We start from the raw sequence: 26,659 nt of genomic DNA on the forward strand, positions 1-26,659 counted from the left end.
CTGCCTAAATATCTTGTTCAATGCCTTATGTATTAGCTGTATTTCTCTCCAATCAAATGAACAAAAAGTAAGAAAAAATATTTTTGATGATTCCAAAGTCTGATCATTTTCAAACAACTAACAGATTCGTCGAGGTGAGGTAATAAATGAAAGATAGCATTGCTACAGCGGGAAATATTCTTAACGGGGAAGCACTTTCTGGGATAAATACTCTTCAATCACTCACACCCAGTGAGCTATTTTGGTATCAGCGTCTTGCCGCTTTGCAACCCATTCAGTTACCTTTCGACATTCCCCATAAGATTGCAGAACCCCGTTGGGCAATAAGCCGTTGGCAGTCCCCGTCTCCCAAAAATGGTCAAGAGGAGCCATGGCGAATATTGTTGCAGACATTTGTTATCTATCTTGCGCGTCTGACTCAGCAGTCTACATTCCAAATCGGTTGGTGTGTGGCATCAAACGATAACCGGACAAATATGGCATCAGTGGTCCCCATGGACATTGAAGTGGTATTGGATAAGCCGTGGCATGAGGTGGCTCACGCGGTTGATGATGAACTTGTCCGGTTGACGCAACACCAGACATTTAGTTATGACCTCCTTTCCGATTCTCCTTTACTGCATGCCATCCCTGAATTAAGCACCCGCCATCCGTGGCCTATCGCTGTTTCGGTGATACAAGATGACAGACAGTGTGATCAGAAAGCGTCTGGTGAATTGCTGACACTTCAGATAAATGAGCAGGGCGGTTTCCGTTGGATCTATGATGAAAATCGCCTGAGTGCGGAAGTGATTGCGCGAATGGATGAACATTTACAGATGTTGCTGTTATCAAAAGGGAGAGGTGATGGCATCTCCATCGGGCAGCTTAATTTGTTGCCGGAGGCGGAACGGACATTGTTACTGGAAATCTGGAACCCGGTTGAAACCCGTTATCCTGAAGCCTTGTGCGTTCATCAGTTGTTTGAGCAGCAGGTACAAAAGACCCCAGAGGCGATAGCGCTGGAGTATCGGGGACAACACCTGAGTTATGCCGAATTAAATGCCCGCGCTAACCGGTTGGCCCATCAATTAATTGAGCAGGGAATTGAACCGGAGCAACGGGTCGCCATCTGCGTGGTTCGCTCACCGGCTATGATGGTGTCATTGCTGGCGGTACTGAAAGCGGGTGGTGCTTATGTGCCACTGGATATCACCTATCCGGTTGAGCGTCTGGCCTATATCCTCAACGACAGCGCCCCATCCGTAATATTGGCGGATGACACCGGACAGTCCATATTGGGTGACGAGATACTGGCTGAGTTGACCGTTCTTGATCCGACGATTCAGTCGGATCAGCCGGACAGTAACCCACAGGTTTCGGCGTTAACGCCACAACATCTGGCCTATGTGATTTATACCTCTGGCTCTACCGGTCAGCCGAAAGGGGTAATGGTGGAACATCAGGCGATTTATCAGCGTACGCTGGGCGTCAATGAACTTTATGGCGTGACGGCGCAGGATCGGGTATTGCAGTTTGCGGCGTTTGCCTTTGATGTCTCCGTCGAGGAGTGTTTCTCTTCATTATGTCATGGTGCCACGCTGGTCATCCGCGATGATAGCTGGCTGGAGTCAATGACAGAATTTATAGCCTTAGCCCGGGAAAACCGCATCACGGTGATGTTCCTGCCCACGTTATTCTGGTCTGAACTGGCCGCCAGAGATCCGGGTTTAGCGCTGCCTGACGCGCTCAGGCTGATTATTATTGGTAGTGAGGCCGTCCAGAAAAAAGCCCTTCAGGACTGGTTTCCACAGGAAAGCCACCGCCCCCGGTTATTAAACGCCTATGGCCCGACAGAAAATACCGTCACGGCCACCTGTCAGGAAGTTTTCTCCTCAGACGATGATCGTTCCATCGGCCGGCCACTCAAAAATACCCGCATTTACTTATTGGACAAAAACGGGCAACCCGTACCGTTAGGCTGCACAGGGGAAATCTATATTGGTGGCGTGGGGGTTGCGCGGGGGTATCTGAACCAGCCAGTTTTAAGTGAAGAACGTTTTATCTCCGACCCTTTTAGCCCCGTATCGGGTGCCCGGATGTATCGTACCGGAGATGTGGCCCGTTACCTGCCGGACGGCAATCTGGAATTTCTCGGCCGTAATGACCAACAGGTGAAAATTCGCGGTTTCCGTGTCGAATTGGGAGAAATTGAAACCCGCTTGCTGGAGCATCCGGCAGTGAATCAGGCAGCCGTGCTGGCACTGGATGACGGGCAAAGTAAGCGACTGGTGGCCTATATCGTGGCGGAAACTGTGGCGGCGGAAGAGAATCAAGAGTGGGTAAAAGAGTGGGTAAATAGCCTGTGTACTCATCTGAGTGCTCTTTTGCCGGATTATATGGTGCCGGCCGCCTTTATGCGTCTGGACAGCTTCCCACAGACCCCGAACGGCAAACTGGATCGCCGGGCATTACCGGCTCCGGACGAAGAAGCGTTTATCCGGCAGGCTTATGAAGCCCCGCAAGGGAGAGAGGAAACGATACTGGCGGCAGTCTGGGGTGAGTTGTTGGGCATTAAGCAAATTAGCCGCCATGATAGTTTCTTTGCATTGGGTGGTCACTCTCTGCTCGCGATGCGCATGATTGAGTGCCTGCGTCATCAGGGGTTGATGCTGGCGGCGAGTGATTTATTCCGGTCGCCCGTGTTATCTGATTTGGTGAAAACATTGGGGCAGCACCGGGCTATTGAAGTCCCACCAAATGTAATTACCCCCGCGACACAGCAACTAACACCGGCGATGTTGCCGCTGGTGGATTTAACGCAGGCGGATATTGACCACATTGTTGAACAGGTATCGGGCGGGGTGGAGAATATTCAGGATATCTACGCCTTATCGCCATTGCAGGACGGTATTTTGTTCCACCACTTATTGGCACGGGAAGGCGATCCGTATTTGTTAACCAGCCAGATGGCTTTTGCTGATAGGTCCTTACTGGATCGTTATCTGGCGGCGATGCAACGGATAGTCGAACGGCACGATATTTTACGGACGGCATTTATCTGGCAAGGCGTGTCCGTGCCGGTACAGGTCGTCTGTCGTCATGCTTCCTTGTCAGTGACAGAGCTGGTGCTGAACCCCGCTGATGGTCCGGTCATTGATCAGTTAAGCCAGCGTTTTGATCCGCGCTATTATCGTCTTGATCTGAGCCAGCCACCACTATTGCATTTTGTGATTGCTCAGGAAACGGATGGCCGTTGGCACCTGCTGCAACTATTGCATCATCTGATTGGTGACCACACCACGTTGGACGTGATGCACCGTGAAGTGCAGGCATATCTGGCAGGGCAAGAAAAAAACCTGTCTGCGCCTGTGCCATTCCGCAATCTGGTGGCACAGGCCCGGTTGGGCGTGAGTCAGGAAGCCCATACCCGTTTCTTTACCGAGCTGTTAGCAGAGGTGGAAGAGCCGACGCTGCCGTTTGGTTTGACGGAGGTACATCATGATGGCTCGCAGGTGACGGAATTCCACCAGATGTTGGCATCTGAGTTGAATGACCGCCTGCGCAGTCAGGCACGGCGTTTGGGCGTTAGTCTGGCCGCCTTGTGTCATCTGGCTTGGGCACAGGTGTTGTCGCGCACCAGCGGACAGGAAAAAGTGGTGTTCGGCACCGTGCTGTTTGGGCGTATGGCCGCGGGAGAAGGGGCTGACAGCGGGGTGGGGCTGTTTATCAATACCTTGCCGTTGCGGCTGGATATGGATGACACGCCGGTACGGAACAGTGTGCAGGCTACCCATCGCCGGCTGGCGGGATTACTGGCCCATGAACACGCTTCACTGGCGCTGGCCCAGCAGTGTAGTGGTGTTGACCGTGGTACTCCCCTCTTTAGTGCCCTGTTGAACTATCGGCATAATGCCGTATCTGCCATGTCAGAGGAGCTGATAAGCGGGATTGAGTTTGTCAGCGAACAGGAGCGGACCAACTACCCCTTTGTGCTGTCAGTGGATGATTTTGGTGAGGCGCTGGGATTGACGGTTCAGGTTGCTCAACCAGTTGAACCGGAGCGTGTGTACGGCTATATGCAGCAGGCACTGGAAAGTCTGGTTAATGCGCTGGAACACACCCCGGATATGCCGGTTCGGGTATTGGATATTCTGCCGGAAGCAGAGCGTACCTTATTGTTAACCACTTGGAACACAACGGAAACGCCTTATCCTGAGTCGTTGTGTATTCACCAGTTGTTTGAACAGCAAGCGGAGAAAACCCCGCAGGCGACAGCCTTGATAGCGGGAGATAAAACCCTGAGCTACAGGGAGCTGAATACACGGGCTAATCAGCTCGCTCGTCAGCTAATCGGACAAGGCGTCTGCCCCGGCGATCATATTGTGCTGCTGTTCGAACGCGCCATAGTGTTGGTGGTGGCTCAACTGGCTGTGCTTAAAGCCGGTGCAGTTTACGTACCCCTTGATCCCAGTGTGCCGGATGAGCGGAAAAACTGGCTGATCAATGACTGTTCCGCCAAATTGTTACTCACCGATACACAGACAGATATTCCGGCTGATCTGGTTGTCCCCCTGTTTCGTCTTTCCGATGAGAACAAGACGGCTGGCGAGCCAACCAGTGAGCAAAAAAATAGTATTAACCTTGACTTACCGCGTGCCGGCACGGAATTAGCCTATATCATGTACACCTCTGGCTCTACCGGAACACCGAAAGGCGTTCTGGTGCCGCACCGTGCCGTGGTTCGGCTGGTCATCAATAATGGTTATTCGGCCATCGAACCGGATGATCGGGTGGCCTTTACCGCTAACCCGGCTTTTGATGCCAGCACCTTTGAAGTCTGGGCACCGTTGCTTAACGGGGGGGCGCTGGTGGTGATTGATCACGCCATGTTATTGACGCCGGTGGAGCTGGTCAGGGCTTTACAAAATCACCGTATCACGGTGCTGTGGCTGACAATCGGGCTGTTTAACCGACTGGCTGTAGAACTCTCCCCGGTGCTGCCGCAGATAAAAACACTGATTTTTGGCGGAGATATCCCCGATTTACCGGTTATTGCCCAGGTTCTGAAACATCGTCCGCCACAACAACTTTTGCAGGCCTATGGCCCGACAGAAGGCACCACCTTTACGACGATATACCCCGTTGAAGCGTTGGCACAGGGCATGATCCGGCTCCCCATTGGTCGGCCAATTGCTAATACACGGGTTTATCTGCTGGATAGTCATGGTCAGCCCGTGCCGTTGGGGGCGACTGGTGAAATTTATGTTGGGGGAGACGGGGTGGCCTGTGGCTATCTGAACCGTCCTGAGTTAACTGCCGAACGTTTCCTTATTGATCCGTTCAGTGATACCCCGGACGCGCGCCTGTATCGCACTGGGGATTTAGCCCGTTACCTGCCGGACGGTAATCTGGAATTTCTGGGTCGTAATGATCAGCAGGTGAAAATTCGTGGCTTCCGTATTGAACCGGGGGAAATTGAAATCCGGCTGGCAGAGCACCCGGCGGTGCGTGAGACAGCAGTGTTGGTGCTGGGTGATGGGGGGAACAAACGGCTGGTGGCCTATGTTGTGGCAGATGTGGATGAAGAATTGGTCAACAGCCTGCGTACCCATCTGAGTGCGGATTTGCCGGATTATATGGTGCCGGCGGCCTTTGTGCGTCTGGACGAGTTTCCACTGACGCCGAACGGTAAGTTAGATCGCCGGGCGCTACCGGCACCGGATAGTGAGGCGTTTGCCCGTCAGATCTATGCGGCCCCGCAGGGGGAAACTGAAATGGCACTGGCGGCGATTTGGAGTGAATTACTGGGCATCGAGCCGATCAGCCGCCATGACAGCTTCTTTGCGCTGGGGGGGCATTCATTGCTCGCGGTGCGCATGATTGAGCGCCTGCGTCAGCAGGGGGTGGCACTAACGGCGCGGGATTTGTTCCGGTCGCCGGTGTTGTCCGATCTGGCGCAAACATTGGGGCAACATCAGGCCATAGAAATCCCGCCGAATGTGATTACCCCCGAAACGCAACGACTGATCCCGGCAATGTTGCCGCTGGTGGATTTAACGCAGGCGGATATTGACCACATTGTCAGACAAGTACCGGATGGGATGGCGAATATTCAGGATATTTATGCCTTATCGCCATTGCAGGACGGTATTTTGTTTCACCATTTACTGGCACACGAAGGGGACCCGTATCTGTTGACCGAGCAGATGGCGTTTGCTGACCGGTCTTTACTGGATCGCTATCTGACGGCGATGCAACGGATCATTGAGCGGCACGATATTTTACGGACAGCGTTTATCTGGCAAGGCGTGTCCGTGCCGGTACAGGTCGTCTGGCGTCAAGCCTCTTTATCAGTGACGGAACTGACACTGGACCCGGCAGATGGGCCAGTCAGCCGTCAATTGGCGGAACGTTTTAACGTCAGTCATTATCGTCTTAACCTGAGCGCCGCACCGTTATTGCGTTTTGTGGTGGCGCAGGAAGCGGATGGCCGTTGGATTGTCCTGCAATTACTGCATCACCTGATTGGCGACCATGAAACGGTGGAAGTGATGCACCGTGAAGTGCAGGCCTACCTGACGGGACAGGAGAAAAATTTAGCTGTACCTGTGCCGTTCCGCAATCTGGTGGCGCAGGTCCGGTTGGGCGTGAGTCAGGAAGCTCACACCCGTTTCTTTACCGAGATGTTAGCGGAGGTGGAAGAGCCGACGCTGCCGTTTGGTTTGACGGAGGTGCATCGCGATGGCTCACAGATGACAGAATCTCATCGGATGCTGGCACCTGAATTGAATGACCGCCTGCGCAGTCAGGCACGGCGTTTTGGTGTCAGTCTGGCCGCCTTGTGTCATCTGGCCTGGGCACAGGTGCTGTCGCGCACCAGCGGACAGGAAAAAGTGGTGTTCGGCACCGTGCTGTTCGGGCGCATGGCCGCAGGAGAAGGGGCAGGCAGTGGAATGGGGTTATTTATCAATACCCTGCCGTTGCGGCTGGATATGGATGACACCCCGGTACAGGACAGCGTACAGGCCGCCCATCGCCGACTGGCGGGATTATTAACCCATGAACACGCTTCACTGGCGCTGGCCCAGCAGTGTAGTGGCGTTGAACGTGGTATCCCCCTCTTTAGTGCCCTGTTGAACTATCGGCATAATGATCGATCGAATCAGTTGGATGAAACGCTGGAGGGGATTGAGTTATTAGACGGACAGGAACGAACCAACTACCCCTTTGTGCTGTCAGTGGAAGATTTTGGTGAGGCGCTGGGATTGACGGCTCAGGTCGTTCAGCCGTTTGAGCCGGCGCGAGTATGCGGCTATATGCAGCAGGCACTGGAAAGTCTGGTGGATGCGCTGGAACAGGCTCCGGAAACACCGGTACGGCAGTTGGAGATCCTGCCGGAAGCAGAATGCACGCTGTTGCTAAGAACCTGGAATGCAACGGAAGCCGCCTACCCTGAGGCGTTGTGTATTCATCAGTTGTTTGAACAGCAGATGGAGAAAACGCCGCAGGCCACCGCACTGGTCTATGAAAACCAATTGCTCAGTTATGCTGAATTAAATGCCCGGGCTAACCGGCTGGCTCATCAGTTAATTGCACTGGGCGTAGAGCCGGAGCAACGAGTCGCCATTTGCGTGTCACGATCACCGGCCATGGTGGTCGGGTTGCTGGCCGTCTTAAAAACGGGTGGCGCCTATGTACCACTGGACCCGGCTTATCCGGGAGAGCGTCTGGCATACAATCTGAGGGATGCTGCACCGGCTATTGTGCTGGCAGATAATATCGGACGAACCGCATTGGATGAGCAAGCATTGGCAGAACGGCAAGTACTCGATCCGAATACCCAATTTGACCAGCCGGACAACAACCCGCAGATACCGGTATTGACTTCACGGCATCTGGCTTATGTGATTTACACCTCAGGTTCAACCGGAATGCCGAAAGGGGTGATGGTAGAACATCGTGGGTTGGTCAACCTTATCCAAGATAAAATCACGCAATTCGCTATTGGCGCTGATAGCCGGGTGTTGCAGTTTGCTTCATTGGGCTTTGATGCCAGTGTCTGGGAAATTATGATGTCACTGTGCAGTGGTGCCACACTGGATATTCCCGCAGACAGTGTTCGTCAGAACCCGATCTATTTATGGCATTATCTGGAAACACAGGCGATAACGCATGCCTGTTTAACCCCGGCTTTGCTTCATGACGGGACGGATGTACCAGCGTTAACGGTCAAACCCACCCTGATATTGGGAGGCGAAGCGCCCAGTACGGCGTTACTCCAGGCCCTGTGTGGACGGGTAACCCTGTTCAATGCTTATGGCCCGACAGAGATAACGGTTTGTGCCACGACCTGGCGTTGTCCGTCAGACTATACCGATACCAGAGTGCCTATCGGGCGTCCAACGGCGAATACCCAAGTTTACTTGCTGGATGCCCATCGTCAGCCAGTGCCTCTGGGGGCAGTGGGTGAACTGTATATTGGTGGAGTGGGCGTGGCGCGGGGTTACCTGAACCGTCCTGAATTAACCGCCGAACATTTCCTTATTGATCCGTTCAGTGATAACCCGGGTGCGTGTCTGTACCGTACCGGGGATTTAGCCCGTTACCGGCCGGACGGCAATCTGGAATTCCTCGGCCGTAATGATCAGCAGGTGAAAATCCGTGGCTTCCGTATTGAACCGGGGGAAATTGAAGCCCGGTTGGCAGAGCACCCGACGGTACGTGAATCGGTGGTGTTGGCGCAGGGAGAAGGACAGGACAAGCGGCTGGTGGCCTATTTGGTCACAGAAACGCTGGTCACAGAAACGAAGGCGGCGGAAACGGATGAAGGGCTGGCGAACAGTCTGCGTGCCCACCTGAGCGCCCTTTTGCCAGATTACATGGTGCCGGCCGCTTTTGTACGTCTGGATGCGCTTCCATTAACACCAAATGGTAAGCTGGATCGTCGTGCGCTGCCGGCACCGGACAGTGAGGCGTTTGCCCGTCAGATCTATGCGGCCCCGCAGGGGGAAACCGAAATGACGTTGGCGGCGATTTGGGGGGAATTACTGGGCATTGAGCCGATCAGCCGCCATGATAACTTCTTTGCGCTGGGTGGTCATTCATTGCTCGCGGTGCGCATGATTGAGCGCCTGCGTCAGCAGGGGTTGGCACTAACGGCGCGGGATCTGTTCCGGTCGCCGGTGTTGTCCGATCTGGCACAAATGTTGGGACGGCATCAGGCCGTCGAAGTCCCGCCGAATGTGATTACCCCCGAAACGCAGCAACTGACCCCGGAAATGTTGCCGCTGGTGGATTTAACGCAGGCGGATATTGACCACATTGTCAGACAAGTACCGGGCGGGGTGGCGAATATTCAGGATATCTACGCCTTATCCCCATTACAGGACGGTATTTTGTTCCACCACTTACTGGCACAGGACGGCGATCCGTATCTGTTGGCTGATCAGATGGCATTTGCTGACCGGTCTTTGCTGGATCGTTATCTGGCGGCAATACAACGGGTGGTTGACCGCCATGATATTTTACGTACCGCGTTTATTTGGCAAGGCGTATCTGTTCCGGTACAGGTCGTCTGGCGTCATGCCCCCTTATCAGTGACGGAACTGACACTGGACCCGGCAGATGGGCCAGTCAGCAGGCAACTGGATGAACGTTTTAACATCAATCAATATCGTCTTGATCTGAGTGACGCGCCGTTATTGCGCTTTGTGGTGGCACAGGAAGCGGATGGCCGTTGGATTGTTCTGCAATTACAGCATCACCTGATTGGTGACCATGAAACGCTGGAAGTAATGCACCGTGAAGTGCTGGCCTACCTGACGGGTCAGGAAGAGAACTTGCCTGTACCTGTGCCGTTCCGCAATCTGGTGGCGCAGGTCCGGTTGGGCGTGAGTCAGGAAGCCCATACCCGTTTCTTTACCGAAATGCTGGCGGAGGTGGAGGAACCCACACTGCCGTTCGGGCTGGCGGAGGTCTACCATGATGGGGCGCAGGAAACGGAATCTTACCGGCTGCTGGCCCCCGAGCTGAATGACCGTTTGCGCAATCAGGCCCGGCAGCAGGGGGTGAGTCTGGCGGCCTTGTGCCATCTGGCTTGGGCACAGGTGTTGTCGCGCACCAGCGGACAGGAAAAAGTGGTGTTCGGCACCGTGCTGTTCGGGCGCATGACGGGAGGCGAAGGGACAGAGGGCGGAATGGGATTGTTTATCAATACCCTGCCGTTACGACTGGATATGGATGACACCCCGGTACGGGACAGCGTACAGGCCGCCCATCGCCGGCTGGCAGGATTATTAGCCCATGAGCATGCTTCACTGGCGCTGGCTCAACAGTGTAGCGGCGTTGAACGCGGCACCCCCCTCTTTAGTGCCTTGTTAAACTATCGGCACAATAGTCCTTCAGATCCGCTAGATAATACATTGGACGGTTTTGAATTTTTAGAAGTACAGGAACGAACCAACTATCCCTTTGGATTGTCGGTGGAGGATGACGGTGTGACATTAGGATTGACGGCGAATGTGGTGCAGCCGTTTGATCCTGAACAGGTCTGTGGCTATATGCAGCAGGCGCTGGAAAGTCTGGCGGACGCGCTGGAGCACACCCCGGAGATGCCGGTGCGGGCATTGGAAATCCTGCCGGCAGCGGAACGTACCTTATTGTTAAACATCTGGAATGGAACGGAGGCCGTCTATCCTGAGGCCTTGTGTATTCATCAGTTATTTGAACAGCAGGCGCAAAAGACTCCGGAAGCCACGGCACTGGAGTATCAGGGACAACGCCTGAGTTATGCCGAATTAAATGCCCGTGCTAACCGGCTGGCGCATCAGTTGATTGAGTCGGGGGTAGAGCCGGAGCAACGGGTCGCTATTTGTGTGACACGCTCACCGATCATGGTGGTGTCATTGCTGGCGGTACTGAAAGCCGGTGGTGCTTATGTGCCGCTGGATATCACCTACCCGGCAGAGCGTCTGGCCTATATCCTGAGTGACAGCGCCCCAGCTGTAATACTGGCGGATGACACCGGGCAGTCCATATTGGGCGACGAGGTGCTGGCTGAGTTGACCATTCTTGACCCGACAATGCTGCCGGATCAACCGGACAGCAATCCGCAGGTTCTGGCATTAACGCCACAACATCTGGCCTATGTGATTTATACCTCCGGCTCCACCGGTCAGCCAAAAGGGGTGATGGTGGAGCATCAGGCGATTTATCAACGTACGCTGGGAGTGAATGAACTTTATGGCGTGACGGCGCAGGACCGGGTATTGCAGTTTGCGGCGTTTGCCTTTGATGTCTCGGTCGAGGAGTGCTTCTCCGCATTATGTCATGGTGCCACGCTGGTCATTCGCGATGATAGCTGGCTGGCATCCATGCCGGAATTTATTGCCTTAGCCCGGGAAAGCCGTATTACAGTGATGTTCCTGCCCACGTTATTCTGGTCTGAACTGGCAGCCAGAGAGCAGGGGTTAGCACTGCCTGACGCGCTCAGACTGATTATTATTGGCAGCGAGGCCGTCCAGAAAAAAGCCCTTCAGGATTGGTTTGCACAGAAAGGTTATCACCCCCGGTTATTAAACGCCTATGGCCCGACAGAAAATACCGTTACGGCCACCTGTCAGGAAGTCTTCTCCCCAGGCGATGATCGTTCCATCGGCCGGCCACTCAGAAATACCCGCCTTTACCTGCTGGACAATAACGGACAACCCGTACCGTTAGGCTGTGTGGGAGAAATCTACATTGGCGGTGTGGGAGTCGCGCGGGGTTATCTGAACCAGCCAGTTTTAAGTGAAGCACGTTTTATCCCCGATCCCTTCAGCCCCGTATCGGGTGCCCGGATGTACCGCACGGGGGATGTGGCCCGTTACCTGCCGGACGGTAGTCTGGAATTCCTCGGCCGTAATGACCAGCAGGTGAAAATTCGCGGTTTCCGTATAGAACCGGGAGAAATTGAAACCCGGTTGCTGGAACATCCGGCAGTGCATGAGGCGGTTGTGCTGGCACTGGATGACGGACAGGGTAAACGGCTGGTGGCCTATGTCGTAGCGGAAGCCGATGAGACGCTGGTCAACAACCTGCGCACTCACCTGAATGCAGTTTTGCCGGATTATATGGTGCCGGCGGCCTTTGTGCGTCTGGACAGCTTCCCGCAGACCCCGAACGGCAAACTGGATCGCCGGGCACTGCCGGCACCGGATAGTAAGGCATTTGCCCGTCAAACCTATGAAGCCCCGCAGGGAGAAATAGAAATCGCGTTGGCAGCGATTTGGCGGGAAGTCTTAGGGATTGAATTGATCAGCCGGCATGATAATTTCTTTGCGCTGGGCGGCCATTCATTGCTGGCGGTGCGGGTCATGAACCGGATCGCAGTTTTAGGGGGAGAATTGCCACTGAGTACGCTGTTTAATTCCCCTTCTTTGGCTGCCTTTGCTGAAAAATTCCATAGCCGGTTTGATCAACAAAGCGCATTACCTCCCATCATGCCCGTCTCCCGTGAGGGAATACTGCCACTGTCGTTCGCTCAACAGCGTTTGTGGTTCCTGACTCAGTTTGAAGGTGTCAGTGAGACGTATCATATCCCCATTGTGTTGCGTTTGCGCGGTCAACTGGATGAAGAAATCTTGACGCAGGCACTGAATGCGCTATTTGCCCGCCATGAAGCGCTGCGTTCTGTCTTTGTTTCCGTTGATGGTCAGCCTCAGGCTCACCTGCTGGCGGCAGATCACGGGTTGCCATTGGTTCAGCATGACCTGCGTGAACACCCGGATGCTGAAGCAGTACTGGAACAACTGTGCGCTGAGGAAATATCTGCGCCATTTGAACTCAGCCGTGACCCGCTTATCCGGGCAGTGCTTATCCGGCTGGCGGATAATGAATATCAGTTTTTGCTGACCCAGCATCATATTGTTTCCGATGGCTGGTCGGTCAATGTGCTGATAGATGAACTGAACACGCTTTATAGCGCTTTTCTGGCCGGGCAACCAGATCCTTTGCCACCACTGGCGATCCAGTATCCAGATTATGCGGTCTGGCAGCGTCAATGGCTCTCTGCTGAGCGTATTCGGGTGCAATCTGATTATTGGCGCACGACACTGGCTGATGCCCCCGTTTTGCTGGATTTGCCTACAGACCGGCCCCGTCCTTCTGAGCAGTCGTTTGCCGGACAGGTTTTACCGGTCAATTTGGACACGGAATTAACGGCCGCGCTGAAACGCCTGAGTGAACAGCACGGTGTCACCTTATTTATGACGCTGTTCTCCGCCTGGGCAGTGGTCTTATCGCGTTTATCCGGTCAGGAAGATGTCATTATCGGAACTCCCAGTGCCGGCCGCAGCCGTCAGGAAGTAGAATCTTTGATTGGCTTCTTTGTCAATACACTGGCATTGCGCACGGGGGTTTCGGGTGAGCTGACGGTGGCTGAATTGCTGGCGCAGGTCCGGCAAACCGCGTTAGGGGCACAGGCGCATCAGGATTTACCGTTTGAGCAGGTGGTGGAAATAGTACAACTGTCGCGCCGGCTGTCCCATACGCCCCTGTTTCAGGTAATGTTTTCCTGGGAGAACAATGAACCGACGGACTGGACACTACCGGGGCTGACCGTGTCACCAGCCGATCAGGATATGGAGATTGTCAAATTTGATCTCGAACTGGATCTGTTTGAGGAGAATGGCAAGATTGCAGGTGATTTAAGTTATTCCACCGCGTTGTTTAATCAAACGACCATGGAACGACACATTGATTATTTGCACACTGTATTGCAGGCCATGGTAGCGAACGCCCAACAGCGGATCGGGGAAATTGATATCCTGACACCGGCAGAGCGCAGATTGTTGCTGGAAACCTGGAATGTGACGGAGACCCCCTATCCTGAGGCCTTGTGTATTCATCAGTTGTTTGAACAGCAGGCACAGAAGACCCCGGAAGTCACGGCACTGGAGTATCAGGGACAATGCCTGAGTTATGCCGAATTAAATGCCCGTGCTAACCGGCTGGCGCATCAGTTGATTGAGTTAGGAGTAAAACCGGAGCAACGGGCCGCTATTTGTGTGACACGCTCACCGATCATGGTGGTGTCATTGCTGGCGGTACTGAAAGCCGGTGGTGCTTATGTGCCGCTGGATATCACCTACCCGGCAGAGCGGCTGGCGTATATCCTCAACGACAGCACTCCATCCGTAATATTGGCGGATGATACCGGACAGTCCATATTGGATGACGAGGTACTGGCTGAGTTGATCGTTCTTGACCCGACGATGCAGCCGGATCAACCGGACAGCAACCCGCAGGTTCTGGCATTAACACCACAGCATCTGGCCTATGTGATTTATACCTCCGGCTCTACCGGTCAGCCGAAAGGGGTAATGGTAGAGCATCAGGCGATTTATCAGCGTACGCTGGGCGTCAATGAACTTTATGGCGTGACGGCGCAGGATCGGGTATTGCAGTTTGCGGCGTTTGCCTTTGATGTCTCCGTCGAGGAATGTTTCTCCTCATTATGTCACGGTGCTACGCTGGTGATCCGCGATGATAGCTGGCTGGCGTCCATGCCGGAATTTATTGCCTTAGCCCGGAAAAACCGTATTACGGTGATGTTCCTGCCGACATTATTCTGGGCTGAACTGGCAGCCAGAGAGCAGGGATTAGCACTGCCTGACGCGCTCAGGCTGGTTATCATTGGCAGCGAGGCGGTCCAGAAAAAAGCCCTTCAGGACTGGTTTGCACAGGAGGGCCATCGTCCCCGGTTATTAAACGCCTATGGTCCGACAGAAAATACCGTCACGGCCACCTGTCAGGAAGTTCTTTCCCCAGACGATGACCGCGCTATCGGCCGGCCACTCAGAAATACCCGCGTTTACCTGCTGGACAGCAACGGGCAACCCGTACCGTTAGGCTGTGTGGGGGAAATCTACATTGGTGGCGTGGGGGTTGCGCGGGGTTATCTGAACCAGCCGTCCTTAAGTGAAGCTCGTTTTATTCTTGACCCCTTTAGCCCAATATCGGGTGCCCGGATGTACCGCACCGGGGATCTGGCCCGTTACCTGCCGGATGGTAGTCTGGAATTTCTGGGCCGCAATGATCAGCAGGTGAAAATTCGGGGTTTCCGTATTGAACCGGGAGAAATTGAAACTCGGTTGCTGGAACATCCGGCAGTGCATGAGGCGGTCGTGCTGGCACTGGATGACGGGCAGGGTAAACGGCTGGTGGCCTATGTCGTGGCGGAAGCCGATGAGACGCTGGTCAACAACCTGCGTACTCACCTGAGCGCGGTTTTGCCGGATTATATGGTGCCGGCGGCCTTTATGCGTCTGGACAGCTTCCCACAAACCCCGAACGGCAAACTGGATCGCCGGGCATTGCCGGCACCGGACGGAGACGCCTTTGCCCGGCAAACCTATGAAGCCCCGCGGGGAGAAATAGAGATTGCGTTAGCGGCGATTTGGGGTGAATTACTGGGCATTGAGCAGATCAGCCGGCATGATAATTTCTTTGCCTTGGGCGGCCATTCATTGCTGGCGGTGCGGGTCATGAACCGGATCGCAGTTTTAGGGGGAGAATTGCCGCTGAGTACGCTGTTTAACTCCCCTTCTTTGATTGCTCTTGCCGAGGCGGTTCAGGCCCGGTTTGATCAACAAGGTAGCGTGTTGCCCCCCATCATGCCCGTCTCCCATGAGGGGATACTGCCGCTGTCATTCGCTCAACAGCGCTTATGGTTCTTGGCTCAGTTTGAAGGTGCCAGTGAAACGTATCATATTCCCATTGCGTTGCGTTTGCGCGGTCAACTGGATATCGCGGTTTGGCAGCAGGCACTGAATGCGTTATTTGCCCGCCATGAAGCGCTGCGCTCTGTCTTCATTGCTGTAGATGGTCAGCCTCAGGTTCGCCTGCTGGCGGCAGACCAAGGATTGCCATTGGTTCAGCATGACCTGCGTGAACACCCGAATGCCGAAGCAGTACTGGAACAATTGTGTGCTGAGGAAATGTCGGCACCATTTGAACTCAGCCATGATCCACTTATCCGGGCGGTGCTTATCCGGCTGGCGGATAACGAATATCAGTTTTTGCTGACCCAGCATCATATTGTTTCCGATGGCTGGTCGGTCAATGTGCTGATAGATGAACTGAACACGCTCTATAGTGCTTTTCTGGCCGGGCAACCGGATCCTTTGCCACCATTGGCGATCCAGTATCCTGATTATGCGGTCTGGCAGCGTCAGTGGCTCTCCGCTGAACGTATTCAGGTGCAATCTGATTATTGGCGTACAACACTAGCTGACGCCCCCGTTTTGCTGGATTTGCCTACAGATCGGCCCCGTCCGTCTGAGCAGTCGTTTGTCGGGCAGATTTTGCCCATCAATTTGGATGCGGAGCTAACGGCCGCGCTAAAACGTTTGAGTGCGCAGCATGGTGTCACCTTATTTATGACGCTGTTCTCCGCCTGGGCAGTAGTTTTATCGCGTTTATCCGGTCAGGAGGATGTCATTATCGGAACCCCCAGTTCAGGCCGCAGCCGTCAGGAAGTGGAGTCTCTGATTGGCTTCTTTGTCAATACACTGGCGTTGCGCACGGGGGTTTCGGGTGAGCTGATGGTGGCAGAATTACTGTCGCAGGTCCGGCAAACCGCGTTAGCGGCACAGGCGCATCAGGATTTGCCGTTTGAGCAGGTGGTGGAAATTGCACAACCACTACGCCAGCTGGCTCATACGCCCCTGTTTCAGGTGATGTTTTCCTGGGAAAACAATGAACATACCGACTGGACACTGCCGGGACTGACCGTATCACCGGCTGATCAGGATATGGAGATTGTCAAATTTGATCTCGAGCTGGGGCTGTTTGAGGAGGGCGACAGGATTGCAGGTGCTTTAAATTATTCTACGGCCCTGTTTGATCAAACAACCATGGAACGACACATTGACTATTTGCACACTGTGTTGCAGGCCATGGTAGCGAACCCCCAACAGCGGATCGGGGAAATTGACATCCTGACACCAGCAGAGCGCAGGTTGTTGCTGGAAACCTGGAACGCGACGGAAACCCCTTATCCTGAGATGTTGTGTATTCATCAGTTGTTTGAGCAACAGGTGCAAAGAGCACCGAATGCAACAGCACTGGTGTGCGGGGCTGAAACACTGAGTTATGCCGAATTGAACAGGCGGTCAAACAGGTTGGCTCATGAGCTTATTGCACAGGGAGTGATACCGGAACAATGTGTTGCGCTTTGCGTCTCCCGTTCTGCGTCAATGATGATAGGGTTGTTGGCTATATTGAAGGCCGGAGGCGCTTACGTTCCGCTTGATCCTGCGTATTCGGGTGAACGCCTGAGTAATATTTTAAGTGATGCAACCCCTGCAATAGTGGTGGCAGATGCGATAGGGCGCACTGCTTTGGGTCAGGACGCATTGAAGGGGTTGAAGGTATTAGAACCGGATACTGATTGGGCACAACCGGACAGCAATCCTCAGGTATTATCACTGAATTCAGGACAACTGGCCTATGTGATTTATACCTCAGGGACTACTGGTATGCCCAAAGGGGTGATGGTGGAACATCGTGGCGCAATAAATCTGGCAATCGACCATATTGCCCGCTTAGGTGTTAAACCGAATAGCCGGGTTTTACAATTTGCGTCCATCAGTTTTGACGCCAGCGTTGCGGATATTGTGATGGCTTATGGTGCGGGTGCCGCCCTCCATATCCTGTCAGATGATGTACGCTATGATAGGCATGCCTTGTGGAATTATCTGGATGAACATCGTATTACCCATCTGACTTTACCTCCCGCTGTCCTTCAGAATGCCCATGAACTTCCCCCGTTACAAACTCATTTAACCTTGATATTTGCAGGGGAAGCACTGGGTTCTGCACTATTGCAATCGTTAGCGGGCAGGTACAACACCTTTAATATTTATGGCCCAACTGAAGCCACCGTTGCGGTAATGGCATGGAATTGTCCACCAGATTATCAGGGGGAGGAGATCCCTATCGGCCGTCCAATAAACAATACACGTATCTATCTGCTAGATGCACAGGGTCAGCCAGTGCCGCTGGGTGTGGAAGGTGAACTTTATATCGGTGGTGTAGGGATAGCGCGTGGTTATTTGAACCGGCCGGAGCTGAGTGCAGAGCGTTTCCTGAATGACCCGTTCTCAGCGATCCCGGGTGCCCGCATGTATCGGACAGGCGACCTTGCCCGTTATCTGCCGGATGGTAACGTGGTTTATATAGGACGTAATGATCAGCAGGTGAAGATCCGGGGATTCCGTATAGAGCCGGGAGAAATAGAAGCGCGTCTGATGGAATACCCGTCCGTTCGGGAGTCACTGGTGGACACTTATAGCAAAGAGGGAGATAAACGTCTGGTCGCTTATGTGGTCGCAGATAAAGAAGAAGAACTTGCTCACCATTTGCGTTTGCATCTGTCAGCTTGCTTACCTGAATATATGATACCGTCAGCGTTTGTCAGACTGGATGCTTTCCCACTGACCCGGAACGGTAAGTTGGATCGTCGGGCACTACCCGCACCGGATGGAGATGCCTTTGCCCGGCAGGCCTATGAAACCCCGCAGGGGGAAGCTGAAATGGCGCTGGCGGCAATTTGGGGGGAATTACTGGGCATTGAACAGGTCAGCCGACATGACAGCTTCTTTGCGCTGGGTGGTCATTCATTGCTCGCAGTGCGCATGATTGAACGCCTGCGTCAGTTGGGATTAACACTGAGGGTACGGGATTTGTTCCGGTCGCCGGTGCTGTCTGATCTGGCACAAACGTTGGGAGGGCATCAGACCATCGAAATCCCGCCTAATGTAATTACCCCTGCGACGAAACAACTGACTCCGGCGATGTTACCGCTGGTAGATTTAACGCAGGCAGATATTGACCTCATTGTCGGACAAGTACCGGGTGGCGTAGCGAATATTCAGGATATCTACGCGTTATCGCCGTTGCAGGACGGTATTTTGTTCCACCACATACTGTCACGGGAAGGGGATACGTACCTGATGAGCGGGCAGATAGTGTTTGCTGACCGTTTGTTGCTGGATCGTTATCTGGCGGCGATGCGACGGGTGGTTGAGCGTCACGATATTTTACGCACCGCGTTTGTCTGGCAAGGCGTGTCCGTGCCGGTGCAGGTCGTCTGGCGTCATGCCCCCTTGCCAGTAACAGAGCTGACACTGGATCCGACTGACGGCCCGGTCATTAACCAGTTAAGCCGACGTTTTGATCCCGGCCATTATCGTCTTGACCTGAATCAGGCTCCGCTACTGCACTTTGTGGTTGCTCAGGAAACGGATGGACGCTGGTTCTTGCTGGAATTGCAACATCATATGATTGGCGACAATGAAACGGCGGAAGTGATGCATCGTGAAGTTCAGGCCTACCTGACAGGACAAGAGGCGAGTCTGGCTGCGCCTGTGCCGTTCCGCAATCTGGTGGCGCAGGTCCGGTTGGGTGTGGGTCAGGAAGCCCACACCCGTTTCTTTACAGAGATGCTGGCGGAAGTGGAGGAGCCAACATTGCCGTTCGGGCTGGCAGAGGTCCATCTTGATGGTTCTCAGGAAATGGAATTTTACCGGCTGCTGGCACCTGAGCTGAATGACCGTCTGCGCAATCAGGCTCGGCGTTTTGGCGTCAGTCTGGCCGCCTTGTGCCATCTGGCCTGGGCACAGGTGTTGTCGCGCACCAGCGGACAGGAAAAAGTGGTGTTCGGTACCGTGCTGTTTGGGCGCATGACGGGAGGAGAAGGAACAGATGGCGGAATGGGATTGTTTATCAATACCTTGCCGTTACGGCTGGATATAGATGACACCCCGGTACGGGACAGTGTACAGGCCGCCCATCGCCGGCTGGCAGGACTATTAGCCCATGAGCATGCTTCACTGGCGCTGGCCCAGCAGTGTAGCGGGGTTGAACGTGGCACTCCCCTCTTTAGCGCCCTGCTGAATTACCGGCACAATAGTTTCTCAGAGCCGTCGGATGAAACATTGGAAGGCATTGAGTTTTTAGACGGAGAGGGACGAACCAACTATCCCTTTGGGCTGTCGGTGGAAGATTTTGGTGACGCCTTGGGATTGACGGCAAGTGTGGTGCTGCCGTTTGACCCGGAACGGGTATGCGGCTATATGCAGCAGGCGCTGGAAAGTCTGGCCGACGCGCTGGAGCACACCCCGGAGATGCTGGTGCGGGCATTGGAAATCCTGCCGGAAGCGGAGCGTACCTTATTGCTGAACATCTGGAACGGGACGGAAACCGCCTACCCTGAGGCCTTGTGTATTCATCAGTTGTTTGAACAGCAGGCGCAAAAGACCCCGGAGGCCACGGCGCTGGAGTATCAGGGACAACGCCTGAGTTATGCCGAATTAAATGCCCGCGCTAACCGGCTGGCGCATCAGTTGATTGAGTCGGGGGTAGAGCCGGAGCAACGGGTCGCTATATGTGTGGCACGTTCACCAGCCATGGTAGTCGCACTTCTGGCAGTACTGAAAGCCGGTGGTGCCTATGTGCCACTGGACATCACCTATCCGGCAGAGCGTCTGGCCTATATCCTGAGTGACAGTACTCCATCCGTGGTAGTGGCGGATAGGGTCGGTCAGTCCATATTGGGTGATGAGGTACTGGCTGAGTTGACTGTTCTTGACCCGACAAAGCAGCCTGAACAACCGGACAGTAACCCACAGGTTTCAGCATTAACGCCACAACATCTGGCCTATGTGATTTATACCTCCGGCTCCACCGGACAGCCGAAAGGAGTAATGGTGGAGCATCAGGCGATTTATCAACGTACGCTGGGCGTCAATGAACTTTATGGCGTGACGGCGCAGGATCGGGTGTTGCAGTTTGCGGCGTTTGCCTTTGATGTCTCCGTCGAGGAATGTTTTTCATCATTATGTAGCGGTGCCACACTGGTCATTCGCGATGATAGCTGGCTGGCATCCATGCCGGAATTTATTGCCTTAGCCCGGAAGAACCGTATTACGGTGATGTTCCTGCCCACGTTATTCTGGTCTGAACTGGCGGCCAGAGAGCAGGGATTAGTGCTGCCTGACGCGCTCAGACTGATTATTATTGGCAGCGAGGCTGTCCAGAAAAAAGCCCTTCAGGACTGGTTTGCACAGGAAGGTCATCGTCCCCGGTTATTAGACGCCTATGGTCCGACGGAAAATACCGTCACAGCCACCTGTCAGGAAATCCTCTCCCCAGATGATGACCGCGCTATCGGCCGGCCACTCAGAAATACCCGCGTTTATCTGCTGGACAGCAACGGGCAACCCGTACCGTTAGGCTGCGTGGGGGAAATCTATATTGGTGGCGTGGGGGTTGCGCGGGGTTATCTGAACCAACCAACATTAAGTGAAGCACGTTTTATTCCCGACCCCTTTAGTCCGGTATCTGACGCTCGCATGTATCGCACGGGGGATCTGGCCCGTTACCAGCCAGACGGCAATCTGGAATTCCTCGGCCGTAACGACCATCAGGTGAAAATTCGTGGGTTCCGTATAGAGCTGGGGGAAATTGAAACCCGTTTGCTGGAACACCCAGCGGTGCATGAGGCAGCCGTGCTGGCACTGGATGACGGGCAGGGTAAACGGCTGGTGGCCTATGTCGTGGCGGAAGCGGATGAAGCGCTGGTCAATAACCTGCGTACTCACCTGAGCGCGGTTTTGCCGGATTATATGGTGCCAGCGGCTTTTGTGCGTCTGGACAGCTTCCCACAAACCCCGAACGGCAAACTGGATCGCCGGGCACTGCCAGCACCGGATGGAGACGCCTTTGTCCGGCAAACCTATGAAGCCCCGCAGGGGGAAATGGAAATCGCGTTAGCAGCGATTTGGCGGGAAGTCTTGGGAACTGAACCGATCAGCCGGCATGATAATTTCTTTGCGCTGGGCGGACATTCATTGCTGGCGATGCGGGTGATGAACGGGATAGCCGCTTTAGGAATGGAATTGCCACTGAGTGAACTGTTTAGTTCCCCTTCTTTGGCTGCCCTTGCTGAAAGACTCCATAGCCGGTTTGATCAACAAAGCACATTTGATCAACAAAACACATTGCCCCCCATCATGCCCGTCTCCCGTGAGGAGGGACTGCCGCTGTCATTCGTTCAACAGCGCTTGTGGTCCCTGACTCAGTTTGAGGGCGTTAGTGAGCGCTATCATATGCCGCTCGTGTTGCATTTGCGTGGTCAACTGGATATCGCAGCCTGGCAGCAGGCACTGAATGTGTTATTTGCCCGCCATGAAGCGCTGCGCTCTGTCTTTGTTTCCGTTGACGGTCAGCCTCAGGTTCACCTGCTGGCGTCAGACCGCGGATTGCCGTTGGTTCATCATGACCTGCGAGAGTGCCCGGATGCCGAAACAGCGTTGGAACGACTGCGCACTGAGGAGGTGTCTGCGCCATTTGATCTCAGCCATGGTCCGCTTGTTCGAACGATGCTTATCCGGCTGGCGGATAACGAATATCAGTTTTTGCTGACCCAGCATCATATTATTTCCGATGGCTGGTCAGTGAAGGTACTGATAGATGAACTGAACATGCTCTATACGGCTTTTCTGGCCGGACAACCTGATCCTTTACCCGCGCTGGCGATCCAGTACCCGGATTACGCCGCCTGGCAGCGCCAGTGGTTTTCCGCTGAACGTATGCAGGCGCAATCTGACTATTGGCGCACAACGCTGGCTGACGTACCGGCTCTGCTGGATTTGCCTACAGACCGGCCACGCCCGCCTGAGCAGTCGTTTGTCGGGCAGGTTTTACCCATCAATTTGGATGTGGAATTAATGGCCGCCCTGAAACGCCTGAGTGCGCAGCACAGTGTCACCTTATTTATGACACTATTATCTGCCTGGACGGTGGTCTTATCGCGTTTGTCCGGTCAGGAAGATGTCATTATCGGAACCCCCAGTTCTGGCCGCAGCCGTCAGGAAGTGGAGCCTTTAATTGGATTCTTCGTGAATACACTAGCGTTGCGCACAAGAGCCTCGGGTGAACTGACCGTGGCGGAGTTGCTGGCACAAGTCCGGCAAACCACGTTAGGGGCACAGGCACATCAGGATTTGCCGTTTGAGCAAGTGGTGGAAATTGTGCAACCGTCACGCCGTCTAGACCATACACCATTGTTCCAGGTGATGTTTGCCTGGCAGGATTATGAAGATCCCGACTGGACACTACCGGGGCTGACAGTGTCATCGGTTATTCATGATTTAAATATTATCAACTGTGATCTCGAAATAGAGTTTTTTGAGGAGAATGGCGCGATTGTCGGGGCGATAAATTATGCCCCGGCCCTGTTTGATCAATCGACCATAGAACGACACATTGACTGTTTGCTCACTGTATTACAAGCCATGGTGGTTAACCCTCAGCAGCGGATCGGGGAAATTGATATTCTGACATCGGCAGAGCAATAGTATTAAATATTGAATAAGTTAATCTTACTATAAAAATCCGGTATCTATTATTGATACCGGATTTTTTTAGATGCTTTTTTAATATTGGTGTTTTTCAATATACCGCAGTGGTATATGAATTTGGGACACCTCACAAGCCCGCTATTCTGATTAATAGCAATGTGAGGTATCAACATGAAAATGAAACAGCCCAGACGTCAATATTCCGCTGAATTTAAACTGGAAGCGGTTCAACAAGTCATTCTTCATTAAAGCGAATAGGGTGACCGTCATACTCAAATGGAATGATGTTACTCACGATGCTTATCCTTACTTAGGGAATGAACCTTTGCCGCAATAGGATATCAACCTGTCGAGTAGCATCAGGCATAGCTGACTCCTCAAAGGTTCATTTCTAAATAAAGGCTCGACGTTTAGATTGGCGCTGCGGTGCGCGGTGAAACTCAGATACAAAAATGCCACCACGGGATGTGATGGTTTAGGTATTCCTGTAGCCACTCAGGGAATGGACACAGAAATATTTATTTTAGTTTCAGAGAGTAACTCATTGTTAAGTATTATTCGCTTGTTGTTGGGTGGAAATGGGTTTATTAGGTTTATCAGTTGTTGTAATAGTAATGCAGTAAGTGAAATATGGAGAATAAAATGAAAAAATTCATTCTTCTTTGCCTGTTGGCAGGCACTACTCTTTTGGCTTCAATGCAAACTTATGCCTATGTTTGTGCGCCTCTTTTTCTACACCCTCTACAATATGCGAAATGTGTAGCTCGATGCTCATTGAAGCAACCGGGAATAGGGGGCCGCATACTCTGTGCATATAAAATGGAGCAGGAGACAGGATCGCTCCTGTTCAGACATTAAGGCTCACTGACCTAACCTACTCCTGCCACCCCAGAATTATTTGCTCTGGGGTGATAATAAGAATGTCGTTGGTTGAGCTACGGCACGAACCCAGTACATAATCCCCTTTGCAGGTCAGTGCGCCCTTCGTTCAGCCAACGCATATCAATTTGGTGGTTTCCTGTTTGTGCATTTGTGACTAAGAGATAGTCATAGAGTTAGCCTAATTCCTCACCAAGCGCCTTAATCTTGTTCATGCAATTTAGCGGAATCCAGTTCCCGGGGGTGATGAGTTTTGACAGATTATTTAGGGTTCCTGTTCTGTCAAAGGCACCATCCTGGCGTAACGCATCTATGAGCTTGTTGAACATCTCATCCGTCACATGTTCCATAATGAAAAGATGTGCATACTCAATGCCATTTTTTCTCTCAGTAGAAAGAGAAAACTCTTCAACAATGTCGTCGTTAGGGCAAAGGAGCAGAATGCTGAGGGAAAGTGGCGAGCGATGGACGTGAAGATCACGACCAAGTTCAGCACTTAATGCCTGCAATTTCTGATAAGCGCTCTCGCTCATCTGGAGTTGATGTACGATTTTCTCAATCTGGTTTTGATAGGAGCATTTAGCCAGATAGTGCCAAAGGATCAGGGCCGAAAAACCATTTCGCGAACCCGCCAGTGTGGAGTCCTGAGCGCCTATATAATCTACACTCAGGAAACTCAGCAGATATTTTTGTTTTGTTAGATAAACGCCTGTAGGCCATGGAACACCCATTTCTTTGTGTCCGCTGGTCACGATAGAATGAATTGGGTTTCTGAAGTCAAATGAAGGAAGATGCCCCTCTCCAATATCTATTCCCTGCTCTCTCGCTTTCTCTAAAAACGGACCATATACAGCCCCCAAAGCACCGTCAATGTGAAACCAATAGCCATTCCGAGTACTTTTAACAATTTCGCCATTTTCCAGAGTAACTTCAAGAGTCCGTTCTTTAAGGCCATACCGCTCAAGTATTGGTAATAGCAGATCAATCGCGCCGCTCACATCATCAAGTGCACCTTTAAAAGTGGTTCCATAGTTGAAGTTTATTGCTATGGGGTAACCACGTGATGCAAAAAAATCCACTAATACACTAAGCTTAGTCAGATCAATAGATCCCGTTGGAAGGGACGGGACCTTTGTTGGCCATTTCCCATCAATTGTCTCGATGGGACATTGCCCCGGATAAAGAGACTCCCCTACTTTAGCGAAAGTGGGGAGTAGCAAAATATCTTTTGCTTTATCAATTGAGTAATGTGTATCTTCGGAGTAAAAAAGTATTGGCGTATGCGAGTTATCGTTACCACCTATGAACGTCCCTTCATTATTGTTTGGATTCGAATCAACCCAGAGAACTTTTCCGGCCAGATAGTCACGCGCATTGCGCAGTGCATATAAATTCCCTTCAGTGCTTCCCATTGACAACACATAGCCCCAGTAGCCCTCACCTGGAGTGGAGCTATTTCTGTCAGGTGCGTTCCAAAGTTTAGCAAAATAATCCAGTACGGCACGCTCAACAAACTTCGAGTTGAGTCTGAAGTTGCCTGTCATAAAAGGGTCGCCGACATTATTTAACTGAACATCCAAATATTGGCTGAGTTCCGATGAATAGTGGAATTCTTGGTTGGTTTGATAGCCAAGAAATTTTTCACGTGTTTGCTTTACATACGAATCCAGTTCTGTCAGGGCTTTTCCTCGTTCAGCATTTGTTAATCCATTTTCAGATAATTTAAATAGAGATTCGTCAATTTCCACATGAGTTTCATTATTCATATTCGGCTCCAAAGTAAGGATCTATCAAGATAGATAGTATGTTTGTCATGGGTTATATCTTAAGAGTGCTGCCTTAATTGTGGGTTTGTTTCTGAGGTAGAATTTATAAGCATAATTTATAAAATTAACTCTGCGTTTCAATTTCTTTTTTCTTCACTTTACTAAAGATTTAGCTAAGAAGGTCAAATCTATCTCCTATCCAGACTGGATATAAATCTTAATAACGGTAGCCTGGAAGAAGCTTTCTCAGAGAAAGAGGTGGAAGTCTTACATGCTGATTTCTACATGAGAAACATTATTTTTGTTAATGAACGAAGATAATTTATTATCCTTGGCTTAATTTGAAAAAAGAATTATCAAAATTAAGCGCTAATAAAAAAGGAAATGCCTATCTATGAAGAAAAAAGATATATGACAATCACAAGCGCCGATCCAGTTCGCTTTCTGGTTAAAGAAGTATACAATTTTGTAAAATTTGACAGACCAAGAGGTAAAGGAGGGGGAGACGGTAGAGATAGTCCAGAATAACTATCAAAAAAATTAATGTGATGAGTGTCTAAGTTATTTATGAAAAACTTACTAATAATGTGATTGTTGTTCAATTTATACATTGATACTATTACTAAA

The 26,659-nt window shown here is 52.3% G+C and carries 2 protein-coding genes; one reads left to right on the plus strand and one right to left on the minus strand.

The annotated features are described in order from the left end of the window. The first annotated feature begins 146 nt into the window (after positions 1–146). On the plus strand, positions 147–23,384 hold the full coding sequence (locus tag AB204_RS22095; protein WP_047964781.1) for a non-ribosomal peptide synthase/polyketide synthase: 23,238 nt from the start codon (positions 147–149) through the stop codon (positions 23,382–23,384). 1,058 nt (positions 23,385–24,442) lie between these two features. On the opposite strand, the gene AB204_RS18120 is transcribed toward AB204_RS22095, so the two are convergent. Further along, positions 24,443–26,032, minus strand: coding sequence for a pyridoxal-dependent decarboxylase (locus tag AB204_RS18120; RefSeq protein WP_053067945.1), 1,590 nt, complete (start codon positions 26,030–26,032; stop codon positions 24,443–24,445). Positions 26,033–26,659 lie beyond the last annotated feature (627 nt).

The sequence above is a fragment of the Xenorhabdus khoisanae genome (assembly GCF_001037465.1).
In the GTDB taxonomy this organism is placed as follows: domain Bacteria; phylum Pseudomonadota; class Gammaproteobacteria; order Enterobacterales; family Enterobacteriaceae; genus Xenorhabdus; species Xenorhabdus khoisanae.

Bases quoted from the DNA above. Each gene is read 5' to 3' on its own strand.
- AB204_RS22095 (WP_047964781.1), top strand. From the start codon at position 147: ATGAAAGATAGCATTGCTACAGCGGGAAATATTCTTAACGGGGAAGCA.
- AB204_RS18120 (WP_053067945.1), bottom strand. From the start codon at position 26,032: ATGAATAATGAAACTCATGTGGAAATTGACGAATCTCTATTTAAATTA.